Origin of the sequence: Streptomyces umbrinus (genome assembly GCF_030817415.1) — a bacterium.
In the GTDB taxonomy this organism is placed as follows: domain Bacteria; phylum Actinomycetota; class Actinomycetes; order Streptomycetales; family Streptomycetaceae; genus Streptomyces; species Streptomyces umbrinus_A.
In genome coordinates, this window is record NZ_JAUSZI010000002.1 from 4,974,952 (window position 1) to 4,995,600 (window position 20,649).

Genomic DNA, 20,649 nt, shown 5'->3' on the forward strand with positions numbered 1-20,649 from the left:
TGCTCGTGTCCATGTCACTGTCCATGCCCATATTCACGCTCATGTTCCCGTCCACGCTCATGCCGTGCTCCCCCTCCAGATGTCCGTGAACCGGTCGAGCAGTGCGGCCGCCGCCGTCACGTCGTCCGTGAGCGGACGGTCGGTCGGGTCGGCGTCGAGCACCGACTCGGCGAGTTCCAGCGCCCGCGCCACCGGCAGCGCCGGATCGGGCCGCAGCTCGCGCTGACGCAACGCCCGTACGGCGGCGACGAGTTCACAGCCCACGACGAGCCGGTACGCATCGCACGCGCGCAGCGTCTGACGTGCGGCGAGCGAGGCGAAGCTGGCCTGCTCCTCGACGCCCCGGGAGAGTACAGCGTGGCCGAGCGAGGCGGGCGCGGAGAAGGCCCGCAGATCACCGAGGGCGGCCCCGGCGGCGTACTCCAGGATCATCACGCCGGAGGAGGCGGGCTCGTGGTCGGCGAGGAAGGGGCGCAGCCGGGTGTAGGAGGGTTCGTTGAGGGTCGACAGGCGTGAGGTCGACAGCCGGGCCACCTGGGTGAGGGAGAGCCTGAAGTGGTCCAGGGCGAGGGCCAGTTGGGCCTGGTAGAAGCCGCCGTGGTGGTAGGCGGCCATGTCCTCGGCGCAGATCAGCGGGTTCTCGGCGGCCGCGTTGATCTCGACGGCGAGGACCTCCTCCAGGGCGTCGGCCGCGTCGTGCGCGGGCCCGTGGATCTGCGGCAGACACCGGAATCCGTACGGGTCCTGGATCCGGCCGAGCGGCGGCGTCGGGTGGTCGGCGGCACCGATCAACTGCCGCATGCGGCGGGCCACTTCACTCGAACCGCGGTGCGGACGCGCGGCGTGCACGGGTGCCGCGTACGCCTCGTACGAGCCGTCCACCGCGACCAGTGACAGCGCGGCGACGACCTGTGTGGCCCCGATGAGCCCGCGCAGTTCGTGCAACGCGAGGGCCGCCTGTCCGAGGGTGAGGGCGTTGCTGCTGATCAGCGCGAGGGCGTCGTTGTTGTCGAGCGGCTGGGGCTCGGGCGCGCCCACGGACTCCGGCGTACCGGCGACCGCGCCCGTGGCCGCCCCGGCGATCGCGCCGCCGAGCACACCGCCGCCGACGCTCCCCGAGGCACCGGCGCCCACGACCGCGCGCACACCGGTCGACGCGTCCGCGCCCCGCCAGGGGTGCTCCCCGGCCAGCGCCAGCCCGAGCTGCGCGAGCGCCGCGATGTCCCCGGTCCCCACCGAGCCGAACTCGTTCACAACGGGGTACGCCCCGGCCTCCAGCGCCTCGCACAGTGCCGTGACGACGGTGGGCCGCAGGCCCGCGCCGCCGGCGAGGAGCTGGTTCGCTCGGACGGCGAGCATCGCCCTGACCTGCCGGGCGGGCAGTTCCTCGCCGATGGCGCCGGCGTGGCTGCGCAGCAGACGCAGTCCGTGCTCGGCCGCCGCCTCGGTCGGCACGTCCTCGTTCCGGTTGGCGCCGACCCCGGTGGAGCGGCCGTACACCCGCCCGGTCGCGGCGATCCGCCGGGCGGCGTCCCAGGATTCCTCGACGCGTTTCATCGCCTCGGTGCCCGCAACAGGCCGTGCGGTCCCGTCGGCGAGCCGTACGACGTCGGCGACGCCGGTGCTGCAACCGTCCAGCACCACGAGGCCGGTGGTCACCGCGACCGGTGCGTCCACATCCTGAGACGACATAGAGCGCGAACTCCCCTCAATCCGGACGTTGGATCTTGCCTGACGGTCATAAGTAACCGGCGATTAACACCGAACCGTTGACAACCTATTCAGATACAGAGAACTCTGCATGACGATATGCAGCCGGGCAAGGGACACCTCATGATCCAGTTCGACGCGGTCCACAAGCGCTTCCCGAACGGCACCACAGCGGTCCACGACCTCTCCCTGGAGATGCCAGAAGGCGGCGTGACCGTCCTCGTGGGATCTTCCGGTTGCGGCAAGACGACCACCCTGCGAATGATCAACCGAATGGTCGACCCGACCTCCGGAACCATCCGGGTCGGCGGCCGCGACGTACTGGACCAGGACGCCGCCGACCTGCGCCGTTCCATCGGTTACGTCATCCAGCAGTCGGGCCTCTTCCCGCACCGCACGGTCCTCGACAACATCGCGACCGTGCCGCTGCTCCTCGGCCACGGCCGCCGCAAGGCACGGGCCCGGGCCGCCGAGCTCCTGGAGACGGTCGGCCTGACCGCCGAGTCCGGGAAGCGCTACCCGCACCAGCTCTCCGGCGGCCAGCAGCAGCGCGTCGGTGTGGCCCGCGCGCTCGCCGCCGACCCGCCGGTGCTCCTGATGGACGAGCCCTTCGGCGCGGTCGACCCGGTCGTGCGCACCCAGCTCCAGGACGAACTGCTGCGGCTCCAGAAGGAGTTGAGCAAGACGATCGTCTTCGTCACGCACGACATCGACGAGGCGGTACGGCTCGGCGACCAGATCGCGATCTTCCGTACCGGCGGCCACCTCGTCCAGTGCGCGACCCCCTCCGAGCTGCTGGCCCGCCCGGCGGACGACTTCGTCGCGGACTTCCTGGGCGCCGAGCGCGGCCTGAAGCTCCTGTCCCTGACGCCGCTCAAGGACATACCCCAGGCGCCGGCCCCCGAGGGCGGCACCTGGGAGCTGGCCCTCGACGCGGGCCGCAGGCCCCTGCACTGGCGCACCGGGGACACCGAACTCCCCGTACGGCCACTGCGCGACACCGACTCCCTGCTCGCCGCGCTCAACGAGTCCATCGCCTCCCCGACCGGACTCGTGGCCCGCGTCGACGCCGACGGCGCCCTCACCGGTGTGACCTCGCGCGACGAGATCCACCAGCACGCGGGCCAGGCCCACGCGGAAGCCCGGGTGGCCTCGTGACCATCGACTGGTCGTGGATAGGCGACCACACCGACGACCTCACCACCCTGACCGTCTCGCACCTCCAGGCGGCCCTGTCCGCAGTCTTCTTCGGCCTGCTGATCTCCCTCCCGCTGGCCGTGGTCGCCCACCGGATCCGCCCCCTGCGCGGCGTGCTGCTCGGCCTCTCGAACGTCCTCTTCACGATCCCGTCGATCGCGGTCTTCGTACTCCTGCTCCCGGTCTCAGGCCTGACCCGCACCACCACGGTCGTCGGCCTGACGATCTACACCCTCGTCGTCCTCCTGCGGAACACGGTCGAAGGCCTCGACTCGGTCCCCGCGAAGACGAAGGAGGCCGCGAAGGCCATGGGCACGCGCCCCCTGCGCGCCCTCCTCACGGTCGAGCTCCCCCTCGCACTCCCCGTGATCATGGCGGGCGTCCGTATCGCCACGGTCATGTCGATCTCACTGGTCTCCGTGGCCACGTACATCGGCGACGGCGGCCTCGGCCAGCTCTTCACGGACGGATTCCAGCGCAACTTCCCGACCCCTGTCATCGCCGGCGTCGTCCTGACGCTCCTGCTGGCCCTGGTCGCGGACGCTCTGCTGGTCGCCGTCCAGTACGTACTCACCCCGTGGACGAGGCGGCGAGCCTGACATGTACGAACTCTTCAAGGACCTCGGCGACTGGCTGGTCAGCGGCGAGCAGTGGACCGGCCCCGACGGCATCGGCCACCGCCTCGCCGAGCACCTCCAGTACTCCCTCCTCGCCACCCTCGTGGCCGCCGCGATCGCCCTCCCCGTGGGCCTGCTGATCGGCCACACCGGCCGCGGCGCGTTCCTCGCGATCAACCTCGCGTCCTTCGGCCGCGCCCTGCCCACCGTCGGCCTGGTCGTCCTCGTCTTCCTGGCGAGCGGCCTGTCGATGTGGCCGGTGTACGTGGCGCTGGTCGCCCTCGCCGTCCCGTCGATCGTGACCAACACGTACGCGGGCATGACCGCCGTCGACCCGGACGTGAAGGACGCGGCGCGCGGCCAGGGCATGCGCTGGCACCAGGTCCTCTTCCAGGTCGAACTGCCCCTGGCGCTCCCGCTGATCATGACGGGCCTGCGGCTGGCGCTGATCCAGGTGGTGGCCACGGCCACGATCGCGGCGTACGTGTCTTTCGGCGGGCTGGGCCGGTACGTGTTCGACGGGCTTGCGCAGCGGGACCTTGTGCAGGTGCTGGGTGGGGCGGTGCTGGTGGCTCTGGTCGCCGTTGTGCTCGACCTGGGGCTGAGCGGGCTGCAGCGGGTGCTGTTCCGTCATCGCCCCGCGTGAGCGCTGCCGCTGGCTGCAGTTCTGAATCTGCGGGCCGTCCGTGGCTGGTCGCGCAGTTCCCCGCGCCCCTGACGGGGCAACCCACGCTTAGGAGTTCCCACCCATGAATCGACGTACCCTCCTCGGCGGGCTGTTCGCCGCCGCGTCCGTTCCCGCTCTCGCCGCGTGCAGCAGCGGGATCACCTCGCTCGACGGCGGGGGCAGTGCCGGTGGCGGGGGCGGGTCCAGCAAGGACGGTGTCACCATCGGCACCGCCAACTTCACCGAGAACCAGGTGCTCGGCTTCCTCTACGCGGCCGTGCTGGAAGCCGCCGGTGTGAAGACGAAGGTCCGGCCCAACCTCGGCACCCGCGAGATCCTCATACCCGCGCTCAAGGGCGGCGACATCGACCTGCTCCCCGAGTACCAGGGAGCCCTCCTGCACTACCTCTCCCCCAAGGCAGAGGCGACGGAGGAGGGCGAGATGCAGAACGCCCTCGCGATGGCGCTGCCCGCCGGGCTCCAGGTCCTGCCGTACGGCATGGCCGAGGACTCCGACGCGTTCGTCGTCACCCGGGAGACGGCCGACAAGTACGGCCTGTCCTCCCTCGCCGACCTGAGGAAGGAGAACGGCGAGCTCGTCATCGGCGCCGCGCCCGAGGTGAAGAAGCGCGAGGTCGGCGCGGTGGGCCTGAAGGACGTGTACGGGGTGGAGTTCAAGGAGTTCAAGTCCCTCGACTCCTCCGGGCCGCTGGTGAAGGGCGCCCTGAAGAAGGGCGATGTGGACGTGGCGAACCTCTTCACCACCGACACCGACATCGTGGCCAACAAGTGGGTCGTCCTCACCGACCCCAAGAACCTCATCCCGGGCCAGCACATCGTCCCCCTCATAGCCGACCGCAAGGCCGACTCGACGGTCCGCAAGGCCCTCGCCGAGCTGGGCAACGTCCTCACCACCGCGGATCTGACCGAGCTGAACCGCCAGGTCGACAAGGACAAGAAGGACCCGGAGGACGTGGCGAACGCGTACGCGAAGGAGAAGGGTCTGACGAAGTAGGGCCCGCCGCGGCGGAACCCGCCGACGGCGGCCCCACCTGGTGGGGAACAACCCGACGACGACAGGGGGGCTAACCCCCGTGTCAACCGGGCTCCGCCTCTCTACCGTTGGACTATGACCGGTATGGAAGCCCGCGACGCCGAACTCAAGAAGGAACTCGACGCCACCTTGCACGCACGCAAGGAACTGGGCGAAGAGTACGAGTCCGCGCTGATCGACTCGTTCCTGGAAAAGGTCGAGCAGCGCCTGGACGGCGCGGTCGACCGCCGGGTGCGTCGTCAGCTCGCGGAACAGCAGATGGTGGTGGCCCGGGGCTCGCGCTCCCCGCAGGGATCCTCGGACTCCTTCGGCGAGCGCTTCGGCTTCGGCATCGTCTCGCTGGTCCTCGCGATCCCCCTGTCCGCGATCGGCGGCGGGGTCGCGGACCTGCCCGGCCTCCTGGTCGCCTGGGCAGGCATCGCGGGGGTCAACGTGGTCCAGGCCGCACGCAACTCGCCGAACTTCTTCGGCAGGCGCCGCAAGTCCTCCCAGGACAGCGAGTGGGAGGAGTGAGCCGTCTTTGAAGCGAGGACGGCTGCAACCATCAATTGAGGAACCACGACGGCGAGCAGCCAGGTCCGCGAGAGCGGCGCCGGTTTAGTACTCCAGCCGTAGATCGTGATCTTCATGCCTGAGTGGCTTGTCGCCGGTAGCGGCTGGCCTGGGAACGGGCCTTGTGGCGGCGTCGCCAGTGGGACCAGCCGAGCCGGTGGGCCGTGTCGTGGACGGGGCGGATAACGAGAGTGATGAACAGGCGCTGGATTTCGTTGCAGGTGAGCGGTATGAGCGTGTCGGGTGCGGGGTGGCGGGCGTGTTCGTCGGCGCGGACGGCGGCGAGGAAGGCGTGCGCGAGCATGGCCAGGATGACCCAGCGGGACCAGGACGCGTAGCGGCGGACCTGGTGCTCGTCCAGTCCGGCCAGGCCCTTTCCGGACTGGAACGTCTCTTCCACTCGCCACCTTGATCCAGCGACCCGCACCAGGGTGCTCAGGGGCACGGGCCGCGGTGAGTAGCAGCGGTAGTAGGCGAGTTCGCCGGTGGTGCGGTTGCGGCGGATCAGCAGCTGGCGGCTGCCGGGGGCGGGGTCGGGCAGTTCGATGGCGGCCCAGTCGTAGAAGCGGTGCCCCTTCGCCCCCGCTCCGGCGGACAGCTTCTGCCAGGCCTGCTTGGGCAGCTTCCGGGCCAGGGCGTCCGCGCGGAACTTCCCGGCCTGGGTGGTGACTTCGTGGGAGCAGGCACCGGCCAGCACGTAGCCGGTGCCGCGCTCCTCCAGTGCGGCCCGCAGTCGTGGGTTGCCGCCGTAGACCTCGTCGCCCGCGACCCACGAGGTGTGGTGGCCGGCGTCCAGGAACCGGGTGATCATGAGGATGGCCAGTTCCGGCTTGGTCGCGAAGGCGGTGTCCTGGTCGAGTCCGGCATCCCGGCAGCGGTCGGGGTCGGAGGTCCAGGAGCGCGGGACGTACAGTTCCCGGTCCACTGCCGCGTGCCCGCGGCGGCCGGCGTAGACCAGGTAGACGGCGACCTGGGCATTTTCGATCCTGCCCGCGGTGCCGGTGTACTGGCGCTGGACGCCGACCGTGCCGGTGCCCTTCTTCACGTCCCCGGTCTCGTCGACCACCAGTACTGCCTGGTCGTCGTGCAGGTGCTCCACCACGTAGTCGCGCAGGTCGTCGCGTACCTGGTCGGCGTCCCACTCGGCCCGCCCCAGCAGGTGCTGCATGCCGTCCGGGGTGGACTCCCCGGCCCACTCGGCGATGGTGTGAGGTCGGACCGGGGCGCCCTGCCGACGTTGCCGTCGGTGGGTTTCCCCGGCCCGCCTCCCGAACCGGACGTGCCCGATCTCCAGGCATCCGGCTCTCCACAAGCCCTCTCAGGCGGCCGCTGTCATCGTGGTCCCGCTGGGCCAGGGCGAGGGGATCTTGTTCCCGCGATACAGGTAACGGTTTGTGCGCACTTTCGCGCACCTGAACAAGACGACCTCGTCGTCGGCTGGCCACCATTGGCCTGCACAGTAACGATGGCGCAGGTTCTTCCAGTTGGACCGGCGGTGTTTGCGCCGCAGCCATCCGAAGACCTGGCGCCAGGTGAAGGCCGACAGGTACTGGAAGGTCGCGGACGACACCCCGTGCCGGAAGTACGCCGTCCAGCCCCGCAGCACCGGGTTGAGCTGGTGCAGCACGACTGCCAGCGGCAGGTTCGTGTCCTGTCGGCACAGCGTCTTGACCTTCTCCTTGACGGCCTGGAGGGCCTTCTTGGAGGGGTAGAGGTAGACGTAGTGCTTCTGGGTCCCGCGTTTGCGGTGACGCTGGAGGCGCCACCCGAGGAAGTCCAGCCCCTCGTCGATATGGGTGATGGCCGTCTTCTCCACCGACAGACGCAGTCCCATCGGGACGAGTGCTTCCGCCGCCTGGGTGCGTATGTCCTCAGCCTGCTCACGGGTCCCGGTCACGGCGATCAGAAAATCGTCTGCATACCGGAAGAGCCGGTAGTTGGCGAGGTTCTGGCGACGTCGCCGGGCCCGCTGGCCCTGCGTGAAGTTCGGCCCGCCCGGACAGGCCGCGATGAACTCATCGAGGACCGACAGGGCGATGTTGGCCAGCAGCGGCGAGAGGATCCCGCCTTGCGGAGTGCCGGTATCGGTGTCCTTGGACTGGCCGCCCTCGCTGAGGATGCCCGCCTTCAGGAATGCCTTCACCAGGTCAAGAACGCGTCGGTCCCCGACTCGGCGGCGCACCCGGCTCATCAGAGCCGTGTGGTCGATCGAGTCGAAACACGCCTCAATATCCCCCTCCACCATCCACTCATAAGAGCTCTTGGCGAAGTGGTGTGCCTCGGCGAGCGCGTCATGAGCCCGGCGTTTGGGGCGGAACCCGTAGGAACACGGGAGGAAATCCGCCTCAAAGATCGGCTCCAACACCAGCTTCAGGGACGCCTGGACCACCCGGTCCCGCACGGTGGGGATCCCCAGCCGACGGCGCTTGGCCGTCCCCGGCTTGGGAATCATCCGTTCCCGCACGGGAAGCGGGCGGAAACTACGGTCTTTCAGGTCGGACCGCACCTCGTCGAGGAATGCCTCGACGCCTTGCCCGTCCTCTACGGAGCGAGCGGTCTGCCCGTCCACTCCGGCCGAGCGGGCGCCCCTGTTTCTCCTCACCCGATCCCACGCGATCAGTAGAAACGCGGGATCGGCAACGAGATTGAACAGGTCATCGAACCGGCGATCACGATCGTCGGTCGCCCAACAGTGCAGCTTGGTCTGCATCTCCAGTACCCGGCGCTCGGCCTTGAGCAGCGCGAACTCCAGCGCGTCGGTATTCACCAGCGGCCTCCCGGCATTGCAGCATCCTCCCTGCCGACTTGCTGGCCCCCTTCGCCATGCACGGAGCTTTCCTCCGCTCGGACTACTACGGGGCCTCCGCCCCACCTGCGGCCCTCAGCCGGCAACGGGCCTGCCCTCCGCCGCCGGACCGGCAGTCCGGAGGAACAGGGCGACCGCAGGCGGTTCCCACGTTCACCATGTGCCGATCGGCCAGGTCGGCGTCCCGCTACTACCCCGGCAGCATCACCACGCCTACGCCGCAGACCTTCAGCGTGGCCTCCCCACCGGCAGTTGGAGACCGGCTTCGGAGTTGACCACCCCTGTCGAAGCGAGCGATCACGCACTGCACCCCGGGCCCATATCCGCCAGATTTGAGCCCGGTGCAAGACTTACGGGGCTTTACACGGGTTCCTCTTCGTACGCCTTCTGGCCTTGCTTGCCGAACCCGACACGTCTGGCAGTACCGCGCCGTCCCGGCGTTGTCAGGGCTGCTTTCCATCTTCACCGGCGTTCCCCGGCTCGGACTGCCCTCAGCTTCTACCCGGCCGCTGCGACGGCCCGGCGGTAGAGGTCTTGCACCTCCACTCGGTCACATGGCGCCTCGTGGCGCACCCAGCAGTTCTTGCGCGGCAGGTCCGACAGCAGTCCGAGCATCAACTGCCGTGCCCGGCGCCGGGGTTCGACGCGCGCGAACCGTCCTGCGATCCGGCTCATCAGGCCCTCGAACGCCTCCTGCCAGCGGGCAGGGTCTACGCTGTGACCTGCGGCCACCGCATGATCTTCAGTCTTCACACACCGATGATCAACGGTGGCCGCACCCGTCTCCACAGCGCTTCAGGGTCGCGCAGCGTCCGCCTGCCGTCCTGTGTCAGGAGGACATGTGCAACGTGGCGAAGTCTGGTGGGTCGAGTTCGACGAGCGGCGGCCGGTCGTACTGCTGTCGGGAGACGACGCGTCCGGGATCCGGGTGATGCAGGTCGTCGCTCCGGCGGGCGTCGACATCAGCGGTCTGGGCGTCGAAGTGGCAGTAGGCGCCATGGAAGGACTGCCCTTTGAAGGCGTTCTGCGGTTCGCGTTCCCGCGTCCAGGCTTTACCCCTTGCACGTGGCTGACCACCGTGTCCCGGGACGACCTGATCGAGCGGGCGGGCGCCCTATCCTCCGCGAAGCTCAGCGAGATTGAGGCCGCCCTCCGTCTCGGTGGACTCGGGTAGGCGGAGAAGGAACGGACACCCCCGCTGGCGTGGTCGATCTCGTCCAGATGATCGACACTGGCCACCTGTCTCCTCGGCGCCTCTCACCATCGAGATCACGATCTACGGTTGGAGTATTAGTACTCCAGTTGCGGTTCTCCATATGCCCTGGTCAGGTGGCTCTTTTGGTGTGTAATTGGCTGACGCCTCGTCAGGGCGGCGGTGGTTCGTGACTCACCCGATCGGGGTGCGTTGAACCGGTTATGGAGCCGGAGATCGATGTCGAAGTAGGCCTGTGGGATGCCGAGTTGGAGTCCCTGCTGCTCCGGGTGGGAGAGCGGTTCGGCCGCGTCGAGCCGCGGCGGCGGATGCGGGACTACGTCCGCGGCCTGTTGGGACCGGTAGGTCGGAAGAACAGCTGGCAGTTGGCCGAGCACGCAGGCAACGCCACTCCCTACGGGTTGCAGCGGCTGCTGTCGTGGTGCCAGTGGGAACCCGACGAGATCCGTGATGACCTGCAGAATTACGTTGCTGAGCGGCTCGGGCAGCCGGACGGTGTGCTGATCGTCGACGACACCGGCTTCCTCAAGAAGGGCACCATCTCCGCCGGAGTACAACGCCAATATTCCGGCACCGCAGGCCGCACGGAAAACTGCCAGATCGGGGTGTTCGCCGCCTACGCCTCCGCCAAGGGCAGGGCCCTGGTGGACCGCGAGCTCTACCTGCCCAAGTCCTGGACCGGAGATCCGGACCGGTGCCGCGCCGCCCGAATCCCGGAGGGCAGGTCCTTCGCGACCAAGCCGGAACTCGCACGCGCCATGGTCCGGCGGGCGCTGGACTCTGCCCTGCCGATCGCCTGGGTGACCGCCGATGCGGCCTACGGACAGGAGTGGCACTTCCGGCAGATCCTGGAGGAGGCCCGCGTCGGATACGTCCTGGCGGTGCCCAAGTCCCAGCAGGTCAAGACGCCTGCGGGCAGTTGGCGCATCGACCATGTCCTGGCCGGCGCCCCGGCCGAGGCGTGGGAGCGGATCTCCTGCGGGGACGGGGCGAAGGGGCCGCGGGTCTACGACTGGGCCGCGGCCAAGCTGCCCACCATCGACGGTTGCGATCCCACCCACTACCGCTGGGTTCTGGCCCGCCGCAGCCTGGCGCGTCCCGAGGAGATCGCCTACTACCTCGCCTTCGCCCAGGCAGACGTCACGGTAGCCGAACTCGTCTGGGTCGCCGGCGCCCGGTGGGCCATCGAGGAGTGCTTCCAGGCCGCGAAGAACGAATGCGGCCTGGATCAGTACGAAGTCCGCCGCTACGTCGGCTGGTACCGCCACATCACCCTGGCCATGCTCGCGCACGCCTTCCTGGCGGCGATGACCGCCCATGCCCTCGAAAAGGGGGCCGGAGAAACGGTTCGAGCAGCCTCGTTCCCCTCACCGTGGCAGAAATCCGAAGGCTGTTGGACCTTGCCCATTCCTCCGCAGCCCGGCACCACTCACCTCGGCGCCGTCTCCACTGGTCCCGATGGCGACGCCGCCACCAGGCCGTCGCCCGCCACTGCCACTATCAGCACCGCGCGCACCCCGATCGGGTGAGTCACGAACCACCGCCGCCCTGACGAGGCGTCAGCCAATTACACTCCCAAAGAGCCACCTGACCAGGGCATATGGAGAACCGCAACTGGAGTATTAGGCGCAAAGAGGGGCCCGGTACCAGTAGGTACCGGGCCCTTCTCGAGCTTGCGCGGGGACCGCCGCACCCCCGTTACCGGGGGGCGGGACGACGGCGGTCCCCGCGAGGGACGCGGGCCGGGTCAGGGCCGGGCTTACGCGTCCGTGGCGTCCATGGAGGTCCGGGAGCCGCTCCGGAGGTCCTTGGCGCCGTTTTGGTGCCGGCCGGGGCGGGGAGCCGCTCCCGCCCTTGCCGACATCCACCAATGTGCCGGACGCGTGTTAAGCGTGTGCTGCGCGGACGTGACGCGCTCGTACCACTTCCACGAAGTTCCGCCGTGATCGCTCACACCGGAAGTTCCCCTCCGGGGTGCGCAGTTCACCGGACGTTCCTACTGGTGTCCACCCTTGGCCAGGAAGGACAACAGGTCCTGCCGGCTGACGACACCGGTGGGCTTGCCCTCGACCAGGACGATCGCCGCGTCGGCACCGCCGAGCACGGTCATCAGGTCGCCCACGGGCTCGCCGGAGCCGACCTGGGGCAGCGGCGCCGACATGTGCTTCTCCAGCGGGTCGGAGAGCGAGGCCCGCTGGGTGAACAGCGCGTCGAGCAGCTCGCGTTCGACGACGGACCCGACGACCTCCGCCGCCATGACGTCCGGGTGACCGGCGCCGGGCTTGACGATCGGCATCTGCGAGACGCCGTACTCGCGCAGCACCTCGATGGCCTCGCCGACGGTCTCGTCCGGGTGCATGTGGACGAGGGACGGGATGGCCCCGTGCACCTTGTCGCTCAGGACGTCGGCGACGCGGGCGCTGGGCCCCTCGTCCTCCAGGAACCCGTAGTCGGCCATCCACTCGTCGTTGAAGATCTTGCTGAGATAGCCGCGCCCGCTGTCGGGCAGCAGCACGACCACGACGTCGTCGGGCCCGAGCCGCTGGGCGACCTCCAGCGCGGCGACGACGGCCATGCCGCACGAGCCGCCGACCAGCAGCCCCTCCTCCTTGGCCAGTCGCCGGGTCATCTGGAAGGAGTCCTTGTCGGACACGGCGACGATCTCGTCGGCGACGGTCCGGTCGTACGCGGTCGGCCAGAAGTCCTCGCCGACGCCCTCCACGAGGTACGGGCGCCCGGAGCCGCCGGAGTACACGGACCCCTCGGGGTCGGCGCCGACGACCTGGACCTTCCCGTCACTGGCGTCCTTGAGGTACCGCCCGGTCCCGGAGATGGTGCCGCCGGTGCCCACGCCCGCCACGAAGTGGGTGATCCGCCCCTCCGTCTGCTCCCACAGCTCGGGGCCGGTGGAGTGATAGTGCGAGAGGGGATTGTTGGGGTTGGAGTACTGGTCGGGCTTCCAGGCGCCGGGGGTCTCCCGCACGAGCCGGTCCGAGACGTTGTAGTACGAGTCGGGGTGCTCCGGATCAACGGCGGTGGGGCATACGACGACGTCGGCGCCGTACGCCCGCAGGACGTTGATCTTGTCGGTGCTCACCTTGTCGGGGCACACGAAGATGCACTTGTAGCCCTTCTGCTGAGCCACGATGGCAAGGCCCACACCCGTGTTTCCACTGGTCGGCTCGACGATCGTGCCGCCCGGCTGCAGCGCGCCGCTCTTCTCGGCGGCCTCGATCATGCGCAGGGCGATGCGGTCCTTCACGGAACCGCCGGGGTTGAAGTACTCGACCTTCGCGAGGACGGTCGCCTGGATGCCGGCGGTCACGCTGTTGAGCCTCACCAGCGGGGTGTTGCCGACGAGACTGATCATCGAGTCGTGGAATTGCACCGTTGTCTCCGGAGCTGAAAAAGAAGTGATTGAGGTGGTGTCGTCAGCCTAAGCCCCGTGTCGGGCGTTCACGTCGCGTTGAGATTGGCCGACGGTCTGTACGGGGCAAGCAGTGGGTGTACGGCAAAGAGGAGGTGGCGGCTACGCATGACGAGCTTGTCGAGAGCGAGGGTGGCACGCCGGATCGCCGCGGGCGCCGCGTACGGCGGCGGCGGGATCGGTCTGCTGGGCGCGGCGACGGTCGGAGTGGTGCTGGCCGAGGTCCAGCTGGCGAAGCGCCAGGTGGGGAACGGCCACAGCCCCCATCCGCCGAGCGCGGACGGGCTGTACGGGTATGTGTACGCCGGCTCCGAGGAACCGCTGCGCCTGACGATGCTGGGTGACTCCACGGCGGCGGGGCAGGGGGTGCACCGGGCCCGTCAGACACCGGGGGCGCTGCTCGCCTCCGGGCTGGCGGCGGTGGCGGAGCGGCCGGTGCGGCTGCGGAACGTGGCACTGCCCGGCGCCCAGTCCGACGACCTGGACCGCCAGGTCGCGGTGGTTCTCGGGGAGCCGGAGGGAGTCCCCGACGTATGCGTGATCATGGTCGGCGCGAATGACGTGACGCATCGGATGCTGGCGACGCGCTCGGTCCGTCACCTCTCGGCGGCGGTACGGCGTCTGCGTACCGCCGGTGCCGAGGTGGTCGTGGGCACCTGCCCCGACCTGGGCACCATCGAGCCGGTCCAGCAGCCGCTGCGGTGGCTGGCGCGGCGGGCCTCGCGGCAGCTCGCGGCCGCCCAGACCATCGGGACGGTGGAGCAGGGCGGGCGGACGGTGTCGCTGGGCGACCTGCTGGGGCCGGAGTTCGCGGCGAATCCGCGGGAGCTCTTCGGGCCCGACAACTACCACCCGTCCGCCGAGGGCTATGCCACGGCGGCGATGGCGGTACTTCCCACGGTGTGCGCGACGCTGGGCCTGTGGCCGGCGGAGGAGGAGCGTCCGGACGTCTCCCGCCGGGAGGGGTTCCTGCCGGTGGCCCGGGCTGCGGCCGAGGCCGCGTCCGAGGCGGGTACGGAGGTCACTGCGGCCATGCCCACGGGTCCGCGTGCCCCGTGGGCCCTCCTCAAGCGCCGCCGGCGCCACCGCGTCCCGGCCACGGACCCGTCCCCGACGACGACGCGGGAACCGTCGGCCTGACCGGGGCTTTTCTCGCCCCCGCCGCCCCTACCCATTCCCGTCACTTACTCAGGGGCTCCGCCCCCGAACCCCCGCTCCTCAAACGCCGGAGGGGCTGACTACCAGCCCGTCCGGCGTTTGAGGACGAGCGCGGAGCGCGATACGGGGGTCTGGGGGCGGAGCCCCCAGGGGACGGGAATGGGTAGGGGCGGCGGGGGCGAGGAAAGCAAGCGCTTAGACAAATGCGGCCCGAGTCACATGGCCACACCCGTGACCTCGCCCATACGTACGGGTAACTTCCCAACCAGGTCCGCCTACACCCTCGTACTCCCACCCGCCGCCCGACCACCGCCCCTCAACGAGGCGCTCCGCGCCGCCCCTTCTTACTGGAGCCGTAGATGCCCGAAGCCGTGATCGTCTCGACCGCCCGCTCCCCCATCGGCCGCGCTTTCAAGGGCTCCCTCAAGGACCTGCGCCCGGACGACCTCACCGCCACGATCATCCAGGCCGCCCTCGCCAAGGTCCCCGAGCTGGACCCCAAGGACATCGAAGACCTGATGCTCGGCTGCGGCCTCCCCGGCGGCGAGCAGGGCAGCAACCTCGGCCGCATCGTCGCCGTACAGATGGGGATGGACCACCTCCCCGGCTGCACGATCACCCGTTACTGTTCCTCGTCGCTCCAGACGACCCGCATGGCCCTGCACGCCATCAAGGCAGGCGAGGGCGACGTCTTCATCTCGGCGGGCGTGGAGATGGTGTCCCGCTTCACGAAGGGCAACTCCGACAGCCTCCCGGACACGCACAACCCCCTCTTCGCGGACGCCGAGGCCCGCACCGCCGAGGTCGCCGCCAGCGAGGGCGCGAGCTGGCACGACCCGCGCGAGGACGGCCTCGTCCCCGACCCGTACATCGCGATGGGCCAGACCGCGGAGAACCTCGCCCGCATCAAGGGCGTCACCCGCCAGGACATGGACGAGTTCGGCGTCCGCTCGCAGAACCTCGCCGAGGAAGCCATCAAGAACGGCTTCTGGGAGCGCGAGATCACCCCGGTCACGACCCCGGACGGCACGGTCGTCTCCAAGGACGACGGCCCCCGCGCCGGCGTCACCCTCGAAGGCGTCCAGGGCCTCAAGCCGGTCTTCCGCCCGGACGGACTCGTCACGGCGGGCAACTGCTGCCCGCTGAACGACGGCGCCGCCGCCGTGGTGATCATGTCCGACACGAAGGCCCGCGAGCTCGGCCTCACCCCCCTCGCCCGGGTCGTCTCGACCGGCGTCACCGGCCTCTCCCCCGAGATCATGGGCCTCGGCCCGGTCGAGGCGTCGAAGCAGGCCCTGAGCCGCGCCGGTCTGACCGTCGACGACATCGACCTCTTCGAGATCAACGAGGCGTTCGCCGCCCAGGTGATCCCCTCCTACCGCGACCTGAACATCCCGCTGGAGAAGCTGAACGTGAACGGCGGCGCGATCGCGGTCGGCCACCCCTTCGGCATGACCGGCGCCCGCATCACCGGCACTCTGATCAACTCCCTCCAGTTCCACGACAAGCAGTTCGGTCTGGAGACGATGTGCGTCGGCGGCGGCCAGGGCATGGCGATGGTCATCGAGCGTCTGAGCTAGTAACCGGATCCACCACAGCCACAGGCGCCCGAACCGAAGCGCCGTTGCTGTAACCGCAGTTGAACTCAGCGTGACCGAATCGGCCCGGAACCCCGCAACCACCGGGACTACGGGCCGATTTGTGATCCAATCTCCCCCAGGATGTGACCTATCTCCCTCTGGAGAGGGATTTACGCAGGTCAGAGCCGTTACGCAACCAAACATCAGGCCTAAAGTCCTGTCCCTTTCGTGACGTTACGCACTGACAGCTGGTTAGTCCGCCCTTCAAGCTGATGTAGGAAGTCGGGGGTCGACTTTGAACCGGGAGTACGTCAGTGAGCACCACGTCTCTTGCTCTGCTGCTCGCCACAGCCACCACCACGGCCGTGGGCGTCGCCGTTCTGCGCACCCTGCTGGCGCTGCGCCGACAGGTAGCGGCCCTGCACACCCAGCTCGCCGAGAGCCGCGCCACGGCCGTCCGCGGTCTGGTGCCGTCCGCGCGCTCGACCACGGACACGGACGAGATACGTGCCGCCGTGGCCGAGGCGCTCGCCGAGGAGCGGGAGCGGGAGCTCGCCGAGGCCCGGGCGTTCTGGGCCGCCCAGGAGGCGCGTGACGCCTCGGACTCGCCCACTCTGCTCGGCCTGCCGGACAGTGATCTGTTCCTGCCGCGCCAGTCGGACTTCGCGGGCCTCGAACACCTGGAGCCGGTGACCGAGCCTGCCGCCGACGCCGACGAGTTCGCCGGGGACTCCCCCGAACTGGCCGCGGCCCGCCGCCGTCACCCCTCGCACCCTGACTTCGTACCGGTCCAGTCACCGGTCGTGAACGACCACGAACGCACGGTGTCCTGCCTGGAGGAGTTGGCCGAGTCCCGCACGGAACTCACCGACATCCGCCCCGGCCCCCTCGGCACGCTCGACGTCTACGTCTTCGCCGACGGCACCACCCTCTGCATGACCCCGGGCCACCGCGAAACCGCCGAACGCCTCGCCGACTCCCTCCGCACCGGCCACCCCCCGGTCCTCCTGGGCGGCTCCGGAGTCTCAGGCGCCTACGCCCTGACCTTCGAATGCGCGAACGAGAACGTCTACGTCCTGGCGGACCGGGTCATAGCCTCGCTTTAGAACAAGCCTGACAGGAGGCGCGCCCCGTCAGGGGCGCGGGGAACTGCGCGCTCAGCCACATCGCACACCCGCAGTCGCAACGAACACTCAAACCCCCGCCCTCTTCTGTGCCTCCTCAACAACCCGCACAGCCTCCACGACCTCGTCCACCGTGGTCAGCACAACCGCCAAGTCATTCCCAGCCAGAGTGATCTGATCCGCCGCGGCGAACATCCCCGCGTCCGGCATCTCCAGAGGCTCCCGCAAGGGGTCCTCCAACCGCTGGGCACGCAGTGCCAACTCCCTGGCCAGCCCCAGCGCTTCCGCGGCAGCCCCCCGTTGCAACCGACTCTGCGGAGCGGCCCGCAACCGGTCGGCGAAATGTTCCACGGCCCGCGTCAAAGGCGTCGTATCAAGCACGCGCCGACCCTACGCGCCTCATCTGGACTGTTGCCAACAGGCCAACGCTCAGGCACGGTGACTTGAAGGACCGGCTTACATCCCATGCGTCCGGAGGCGCCGATGTCCCAAGTCTTCTCCGAGGAGACCCATCGCAATCTGCTCGCCCGCATCCCCCATTGCACCGGTCGTGAGATTTCCGACTGGCTGCGCACCGTCGACGAAGGCCCCGCCCTCTTCCGCTTCGAGGAGAAGGTCAGCTGGCTCCGCGCCGAGCACGACCTCGCGTACGGCCACGCCAAAGCCATCATTCACGAGTACGACCTGAGGAGGGCCGCGCGCAAACTGCGCTGAGCGGTTTCGCTCTGCTCCTGCACCCGACAAAAATGGAAGGGCCCGCGAACCGTGGTTCGCGGGCCCTTCCGACTGCGGTCCTGCTAATCGTTGCCGCTGAAGATCGCGACCAGGCGCAGCATCTCCAGGTAGATCCAGACGAGGCTCATGGTGAGGCCGAAGGCGGCCAGCCAGGACTCGTCGCGCGGGGCGCCGTAGGCGATGCCGTCCTCGATCTGCTTGAAGTCGAGCGTCAGGAAGAACGCACCGAGGACGATCGCGAGAATGCCGACGATCGCGCCCAGCGGGCCCATGCTCCGCAGCCCGCCGTCATCGGCGACACCGAAGACGACCAGCAGCAGGTTGACCGCCATGACGAGCACGAAGGCGATGGCGATGGCCATGCCGATGCGCGCGTACCGGGCGGTGACTCGGATCCAGCCCGCCTTGTAGATCAGCAGGGTGGCGCCGGACACCGCCATGGTGCCGAGCACGGCCTGGAAGGGCGCACCGCTCCACCGGCTGTTGAACATCTCGCTGATCACGCCGAGGAAAACACCCTCGAAGGCGGCGTACGCCAGGATCAGCGGGGGCGAGGCCTTGCGCTTGAAGGCCTGGACCAGCGCGAAGACCATCGCGATGAGCGCGGCGCCGATGGCCAGGCCGAAGCTGCTCGACGAGACCGGCAGCAGTGTCCACGCGAGCACGGCACCGACGGTGACCGTGCCGAGCGTGATCGCCGTACGCGAGACGACGTCGTCCATCGTCATGCGGCCGGCGGCGGGCGGGGCCTGCGGCGGTGCGCCGTGCTGGAGGTCCTGCGGGGCGTAAGGATTCTGCGCGTACGGGTTGCCGCCCTGCGGGGCGTGCGGGGTGCCCGCGTACGGGTTCCCCTGCGTTCCGACAGCGGGGCCCCCGGCCTGCGGCGCGGTGTTGAAGCCCGCGTAGCCGTTGTCGCGGCTGAACCCCCGTCGCGAGAAGACCGGGTTGCTGCTCCTCATTTCACTCCTCCATGGCCACCCTGCGTGGCCTTGGCTCAAGAGTAATGGGTAGGCAAAAGAAAGCCTCTAGTGCCTGGGGAGGATCTTTCCCCTCTTGTGACCGGGAACACCAGGCCGAGACCCGGCATTCCCCGCACCGTTACAACGCCGGTACGCACTGTTCCGGTTCCCTCTTCCGGGGTGTCTCACTCCAGCGGGAAGCCCGTGTATCCCTCGGCGAGGTCCTGCTCGGCGGCCCGCGCACCGGCGATCCGCGCCAGCCGGGCGAGCTGGATCCGGTCCTCGAAGGGCGTCGCGTCGGCCGGCCGGTGCAGCAGCGTCGTCATCTCGTACGAGAACCGCTCGGCCTGCCACACCCGCCGCAGACAGGTCTCGGAGTACGCGTCGAGCCGCTCGGCCGACCCGGTCTCCTGCTCGTACGCCAGAGCCCGCGCGAAGGTGACCACGTCACCGACCGCGAGGTTCAGCCCCTTGGCGCCGGTCGGCGGCACGATGTGGGCGGCGTCACCTGCCAGGAAGAGCCGCCCGTACCGCATCGGCTCGTGCACATGGCTGCGCATGGGTGTGACGGACTTCTGGGTGATGGGCCCCCGCTCCAGCCGCCACCCGTCCCCGGTCTCGAACCGCCGCTCCAACTCGTCCCAGATCTCCTCGTCGGCCCACTCCTCGGCGTCCGTGCCCTCGGGCACCTGGAGGTAGAGCCGCGAGACGACGGGGGATCGCATGGACAGCAGGGCGAAACCACGGTCGTGCCGGGCATAGACGAGCTCGTCGTGCGAGGGCGGCACATCGGCGAGGATCCCGAGCCACCCGAACGGGTAAGTCCGCTCGAAGACCCGGGTGAGCTCGGCGGGAATCGCCTTGCGGGCAACCCCCCAGAACCCGTCGCACCCGACCACGTACGAGCACTCCAGTACCTCCTCACGCCCCTCATGGCGAAAACGCACCCGTGGAGCATCGCCGCCCGCGCCCTCCACGGAGAGGGCCTCCGCCTCGAAGAGGAGCGGCCCGCCCTCCTTGAGCTGAAGCGCGATGAGGTCCTTGCACACCTCGGTCTGGGCGTAGACCATCACGGACCGCCCACCGGTCAGGGCGGGAAAGTCGACCCGGTGCCGCCGCCGGTCGAACCGCAGCTCGATGCCGTCGTGCCGCAGCCCCTCACGGTCCATCCGCTCACCGGCGCCCGCGGCCCGCAGCACGTCCACGGTCCCCTGCTCCAGGATCCCGGCCCGCTGCCGATGCTCCACATAGGCCCGGTCCCGGCTCTCCAGCACGACGGAGTCGATCCCCTCGTTGTGCAGCAGCCGCGCCAGCAGCAGCCCGGCCGGTCCGGCCCCGATGATCCCGACGGTGGTACGCATCGACTCGCCCCTTCGCGCCACGAAACTGAAGTGAGCGACCCTCAATCCGTTCGCCCAGTGAACCAAACTTCACCAAATCACTACGGTGAGTCTCCGACGGGCAGAACCCGCTGTCAACGGTTGGGAGGTGAAGTCTTCAATGAAGGATGCACCCTTCATTGGGATACGCCGGAAAAAGCGGAAGTGTCGGAGGTGCCCGGAACCGGACTTGAACCGGTACGCCCGCGAGGGGCAGCGAGGTTTAAGCTCGCCGTGTCTGCATTCCACCATCCGGGCAGGCCATGGGCTCCGCGTCGAGTGTTCCGAGCCTATCGGGACAGATCCCCCGAACAGCGGAAGGGCAGCCCGATGTTGTCTTATTTTATTGGCGTCTGAGGGTGCATCAGCCCACGGTACGCGCCATCAGCACATGCCAAATGCCGTTCGGCCGAAGCTTGACGGCGTATGGGGAATGACGTGATTTCACCGCCCGAACGAGCGGAACCTGAC

At 69.1% G+C, this 20,649-nt stretch carries 17 protein-coding genes, 1 tRNA gene and 2 pseudogenes; 11 read left to right on the top strand and 9 right to left on the bottom strand.

Going from position 1 to position 20,649, the window contains the following annotated elements; genetic code table 11:
• Positions 1-57 precede the first annotated feature (57 nt).
• The gene (locus tag QF035_RS21640) at positions 58-1,692 is read right to left on the bottom strand and encodes an aromatic amino acid ammonia-lyase (RefSeq protein ID WP_307522099.1); all 1,635 of its coding nucleotides are present in this window, start codon (positions 1,690-1,692) and stop codon (positions 58-60) included.
• Positions 1,693-1,833: 141 nt separating this feature from the next.
• On the opposite strand from QF035_RS21640, the gene QF035_RS21645 reads away from it, so the two are divergent.
• The 5 genes from QF035_RS21645 to QF035_RS21665 all read left to right on the top strand — a co-directional run bounded on the left by QF035_RS21645 (position 1,834) and on the right by QF035_RS21665 (position 5,758).
• Entirely contained in the window at positions 1,834-2,868 is a 1,035-nt protein-coding gene (locus tag QF035_RS21645; RefSeq protein ID WP_307522101.1) for an ABC transporter ATP-binding protein, read from the top strand.
• On the top strand, positions 2,865-3,506 hold the full coding sequence (locus QF035_RS21650) for an ABC transporter permease (protein ID WP_055617530.1): 642 nt from the start codon (positions 2,865-2,867) through the stop codon (positions 3,504-3,506). Before QF035_RS21645 ends, QF035_RS21650 begins: the two co-directional genes overlap by 4 nt.
• Before the next feature lies 1 nt (position 3,507).
• The gene (locus QF035_RS21655) at positions 3,508-4,170 is read left to right on the top strand and encodes an ABC transporter permease (protein ID WP_143639063.1); all 663 of its coding nucleotides are present in this window, start codon (positions 3,508-3,510) and stop codon (positions 4,168-4,170) included.
• A gap of 103 nt (positions 4,171-4,273) precedes the next feature.
• A complete protein-coding gene (locus QF035_RS21660; protein WP_307522102.1) occupies positions 4,274-5,206 on the top strand; it encodes an ABC transporter substrate-binding protein in 933 nt (310 codons plus the stop codon).
• Between the two features lie 123 nt (positions 5,207-5,329).
• Positions 5,330-5,758: a hypothetical protein gene (locus QF035_RS21665; RefSeq protein WP_307531311.1), complete on the top strand. Its 429-nt coding sequence runs from the start codon at positions 5,330-5,332 to the stop codon at positions 5,756-5,758.
• A 112-nt stretch (positions 5,759-5,870) separates the two neighbouring features.
• Here the strand turns inward: QF035_RS21665 and QF035_RS21670 are convergent, their stop codons facing one another.
• From QF035_RS21670 to QF035_RS21680, 3 genes and pseudogenes are all read right to left on the bottom strand, one after another.
• The gene (locus tag QF035_RS21670) at positions 5,871-7,109 is read right to left on the bottom strand and encodes an IS701 family transposase (RefSeq protein ID WP_373466696.1); all 1,239 of its coding nucleotides are present in this window, start codon (positions 7,107-7,109) and stop codon (positions 5,871-5,873) included.
• Between the two features lie 6 nt (positions 7,110-7,115).
• Positions 7,116-8,564: a group II intron reverse transcriptase/maturase gene (ltrA, locus tag QF035_RS21675; protein ID WP_307522103.1), complete on the bottom strand. Its 1,449-nt coding sequence runs from the start codon at positions 8,562-8,564 to the stop codon at positions 7,116-7,118.
• 555 nt (positions 8,565-9,119) lie between these two features.
• Positions 9,120-9,278: pseudogene (locus tag QF035_RS21680) on the bottom strand (IS701 family transposase); the annotation flags it as partial.
• Between the two features lie 166 nt (positions 9,279-9,444).
• Here QF035_RS21680 and QF035_RS21685 point away from each other — a divergent pair.
• Both QF035_RS21685 and QF035_RS21690 read left to right on the top strand, forming a co-directional pair.
• Positions 9,445-9,777 (top strand): type II toxin-antitoxin system PemK/MazF family toxin, encoded by a 333-nt coding sequence (locus QF035_RS21685; protein WP_307522104.1) that lies wholly within the window; start codon positions 9,445-9,447, stop codon positions 9,775-9,777.
• 242 nt (positions 9,778-10,019) lie between these two features.
• Positions 10,020-11,171: pseudogene (locus tag QF035_RS21690) on the top strand (IS701 family transposase); the annotation flags it as partial.
• Between the two features lie 641 nt (positions 11,172-11,812).
• On the opposite strand, the gene QF035_RS21695 reads toward QF035_RS21690, so the two are convergent.
• Complete coding sequence (locus QF035_RS21695; RefSeq protein WP_269653276.1) at positions 11,813-13,204, bottom strand: cystathionine beta-synthase; 1,392 nt, start codon at positions 13,202-13,204, stop codon at positions 11,813-11,815.
• A gap of 147 nt (positions 13,205-13,351) precedes the next feature.
• Here QF035_RS21695 and QF035_RS21700 point away from each other — a divergent pair, with 147 nt between their 5' ends.
• The 3 genes from QF035_RS21700 to QF035_RS21710 all read left to right on the top strand — a co-directional run bounded on the left by QF035_RS21700 (position 13,352) and on the right by QF035_RS21710 (position 17,087).
• The gene (locus tag QF035_RS21700) at positions 13,352-14,383 is read left to right on the top strand and encodes an SGNH/GDSL hydrolase family protein (RefSeq protein WP_307522106.1); all 1,032 of its coding nucleotides are present in this window, start codon (positions 13,352-13,354) and stop codon (positions 14,381-14,383) included.
• A gap of 377 nt (positions 14,384-14,760) precedes the next feature.
• Entirely contained in the window at positions 14,761-15,981 is a 1,221-nt protein-coding gene (locus tag QF035_RS21705; RefSeq protein ID WP_307522107.1) for an acetyl-CoA C-acetyltransferase, read from the top strand.
• Positions 15,982-16,295: 314 nt separating this feature from the next.
• Positions 16,296-17,087, top strand: coding sequence for a hypothetical protein (locus tag QF035_RS21710; protein ID WP_307522109.1), 792 nt, complete (start codon positions 16,296-16,298; stop codon positions 17,085-17,087).
• An 87-nt stretch (positions 17,088-17,174) separates the two neighbouring features.
• Here QF035_RS21710 and QF035_RS21715 read toward each other — a convergent pair whose 3' ends face one another.
• On the bottom strand, positions 17,175-17,456 hold the full coding sequence (locus QF035_RS21715) for a hypothetical protein (protein ID WP_307531313.1): 282 nt from the start codon (positions 17,454-17,456) through the stop codon (positions 17,175-17,177).
• A gap of 132 nt (positions 17,457-17,588) precedes the next feature.
• Here QF035_RS21715 and QF035_RS21720 point away from each other — a divergent pair, with 132 nt between their 5' ends.
• Entirely contained in the window at positions 17,589-17,819 is a 231-nt protein-coding gene (locus tag QF035_RS21720) for a DUF4287 domain-containing protein (RefSeq protein WP_200396381.1), read from the top strand.
• 83 nt (positions 17,820-17,902) lie between these two features.
• On the opposite strand, the gene QF035_RS21725 is transcribed toward QF035_RS21720, so the two are convergent.
• From QF035_RS21725 to QF035_RS21735, 3 genes are all read right to left on the bottom strand, one after another.
• Positions 17,903-18,799, bottom strand: coding sequence for a Bax inhibitor-1/YccA family protein (locus QF035_RS21725; protein WP_307522110.1), 897 nt, complete (start codon positions 18,797-18,799; stop codon positions 17,903-17,905).
• 185 nt (positions 18,800-18,984) lie between these two features.
• Positions 18,985-20,160 carry a 4-hydroxybenzoate 3-monooxygenase gene (locus QF035_RS21730; protein ID WP_307522112.1) on the bottom strand — a complete coding sequence of 392 codons (1,176 nt, stop codon included), beginning with the start codon at positions 20,158-20,160 and terminating at the stop codon, positions 18,985-18,987.
• A gap of 193 nt (positions 20,161-20,353) precedes the next feature.
• Positions 20,354-20,436 (bottom strand) — tRNA-Leu (locus QF035_RS21735).
• Between the last annotated feature and the right edge of the window lie 213 nt (positions 20,437-20,649).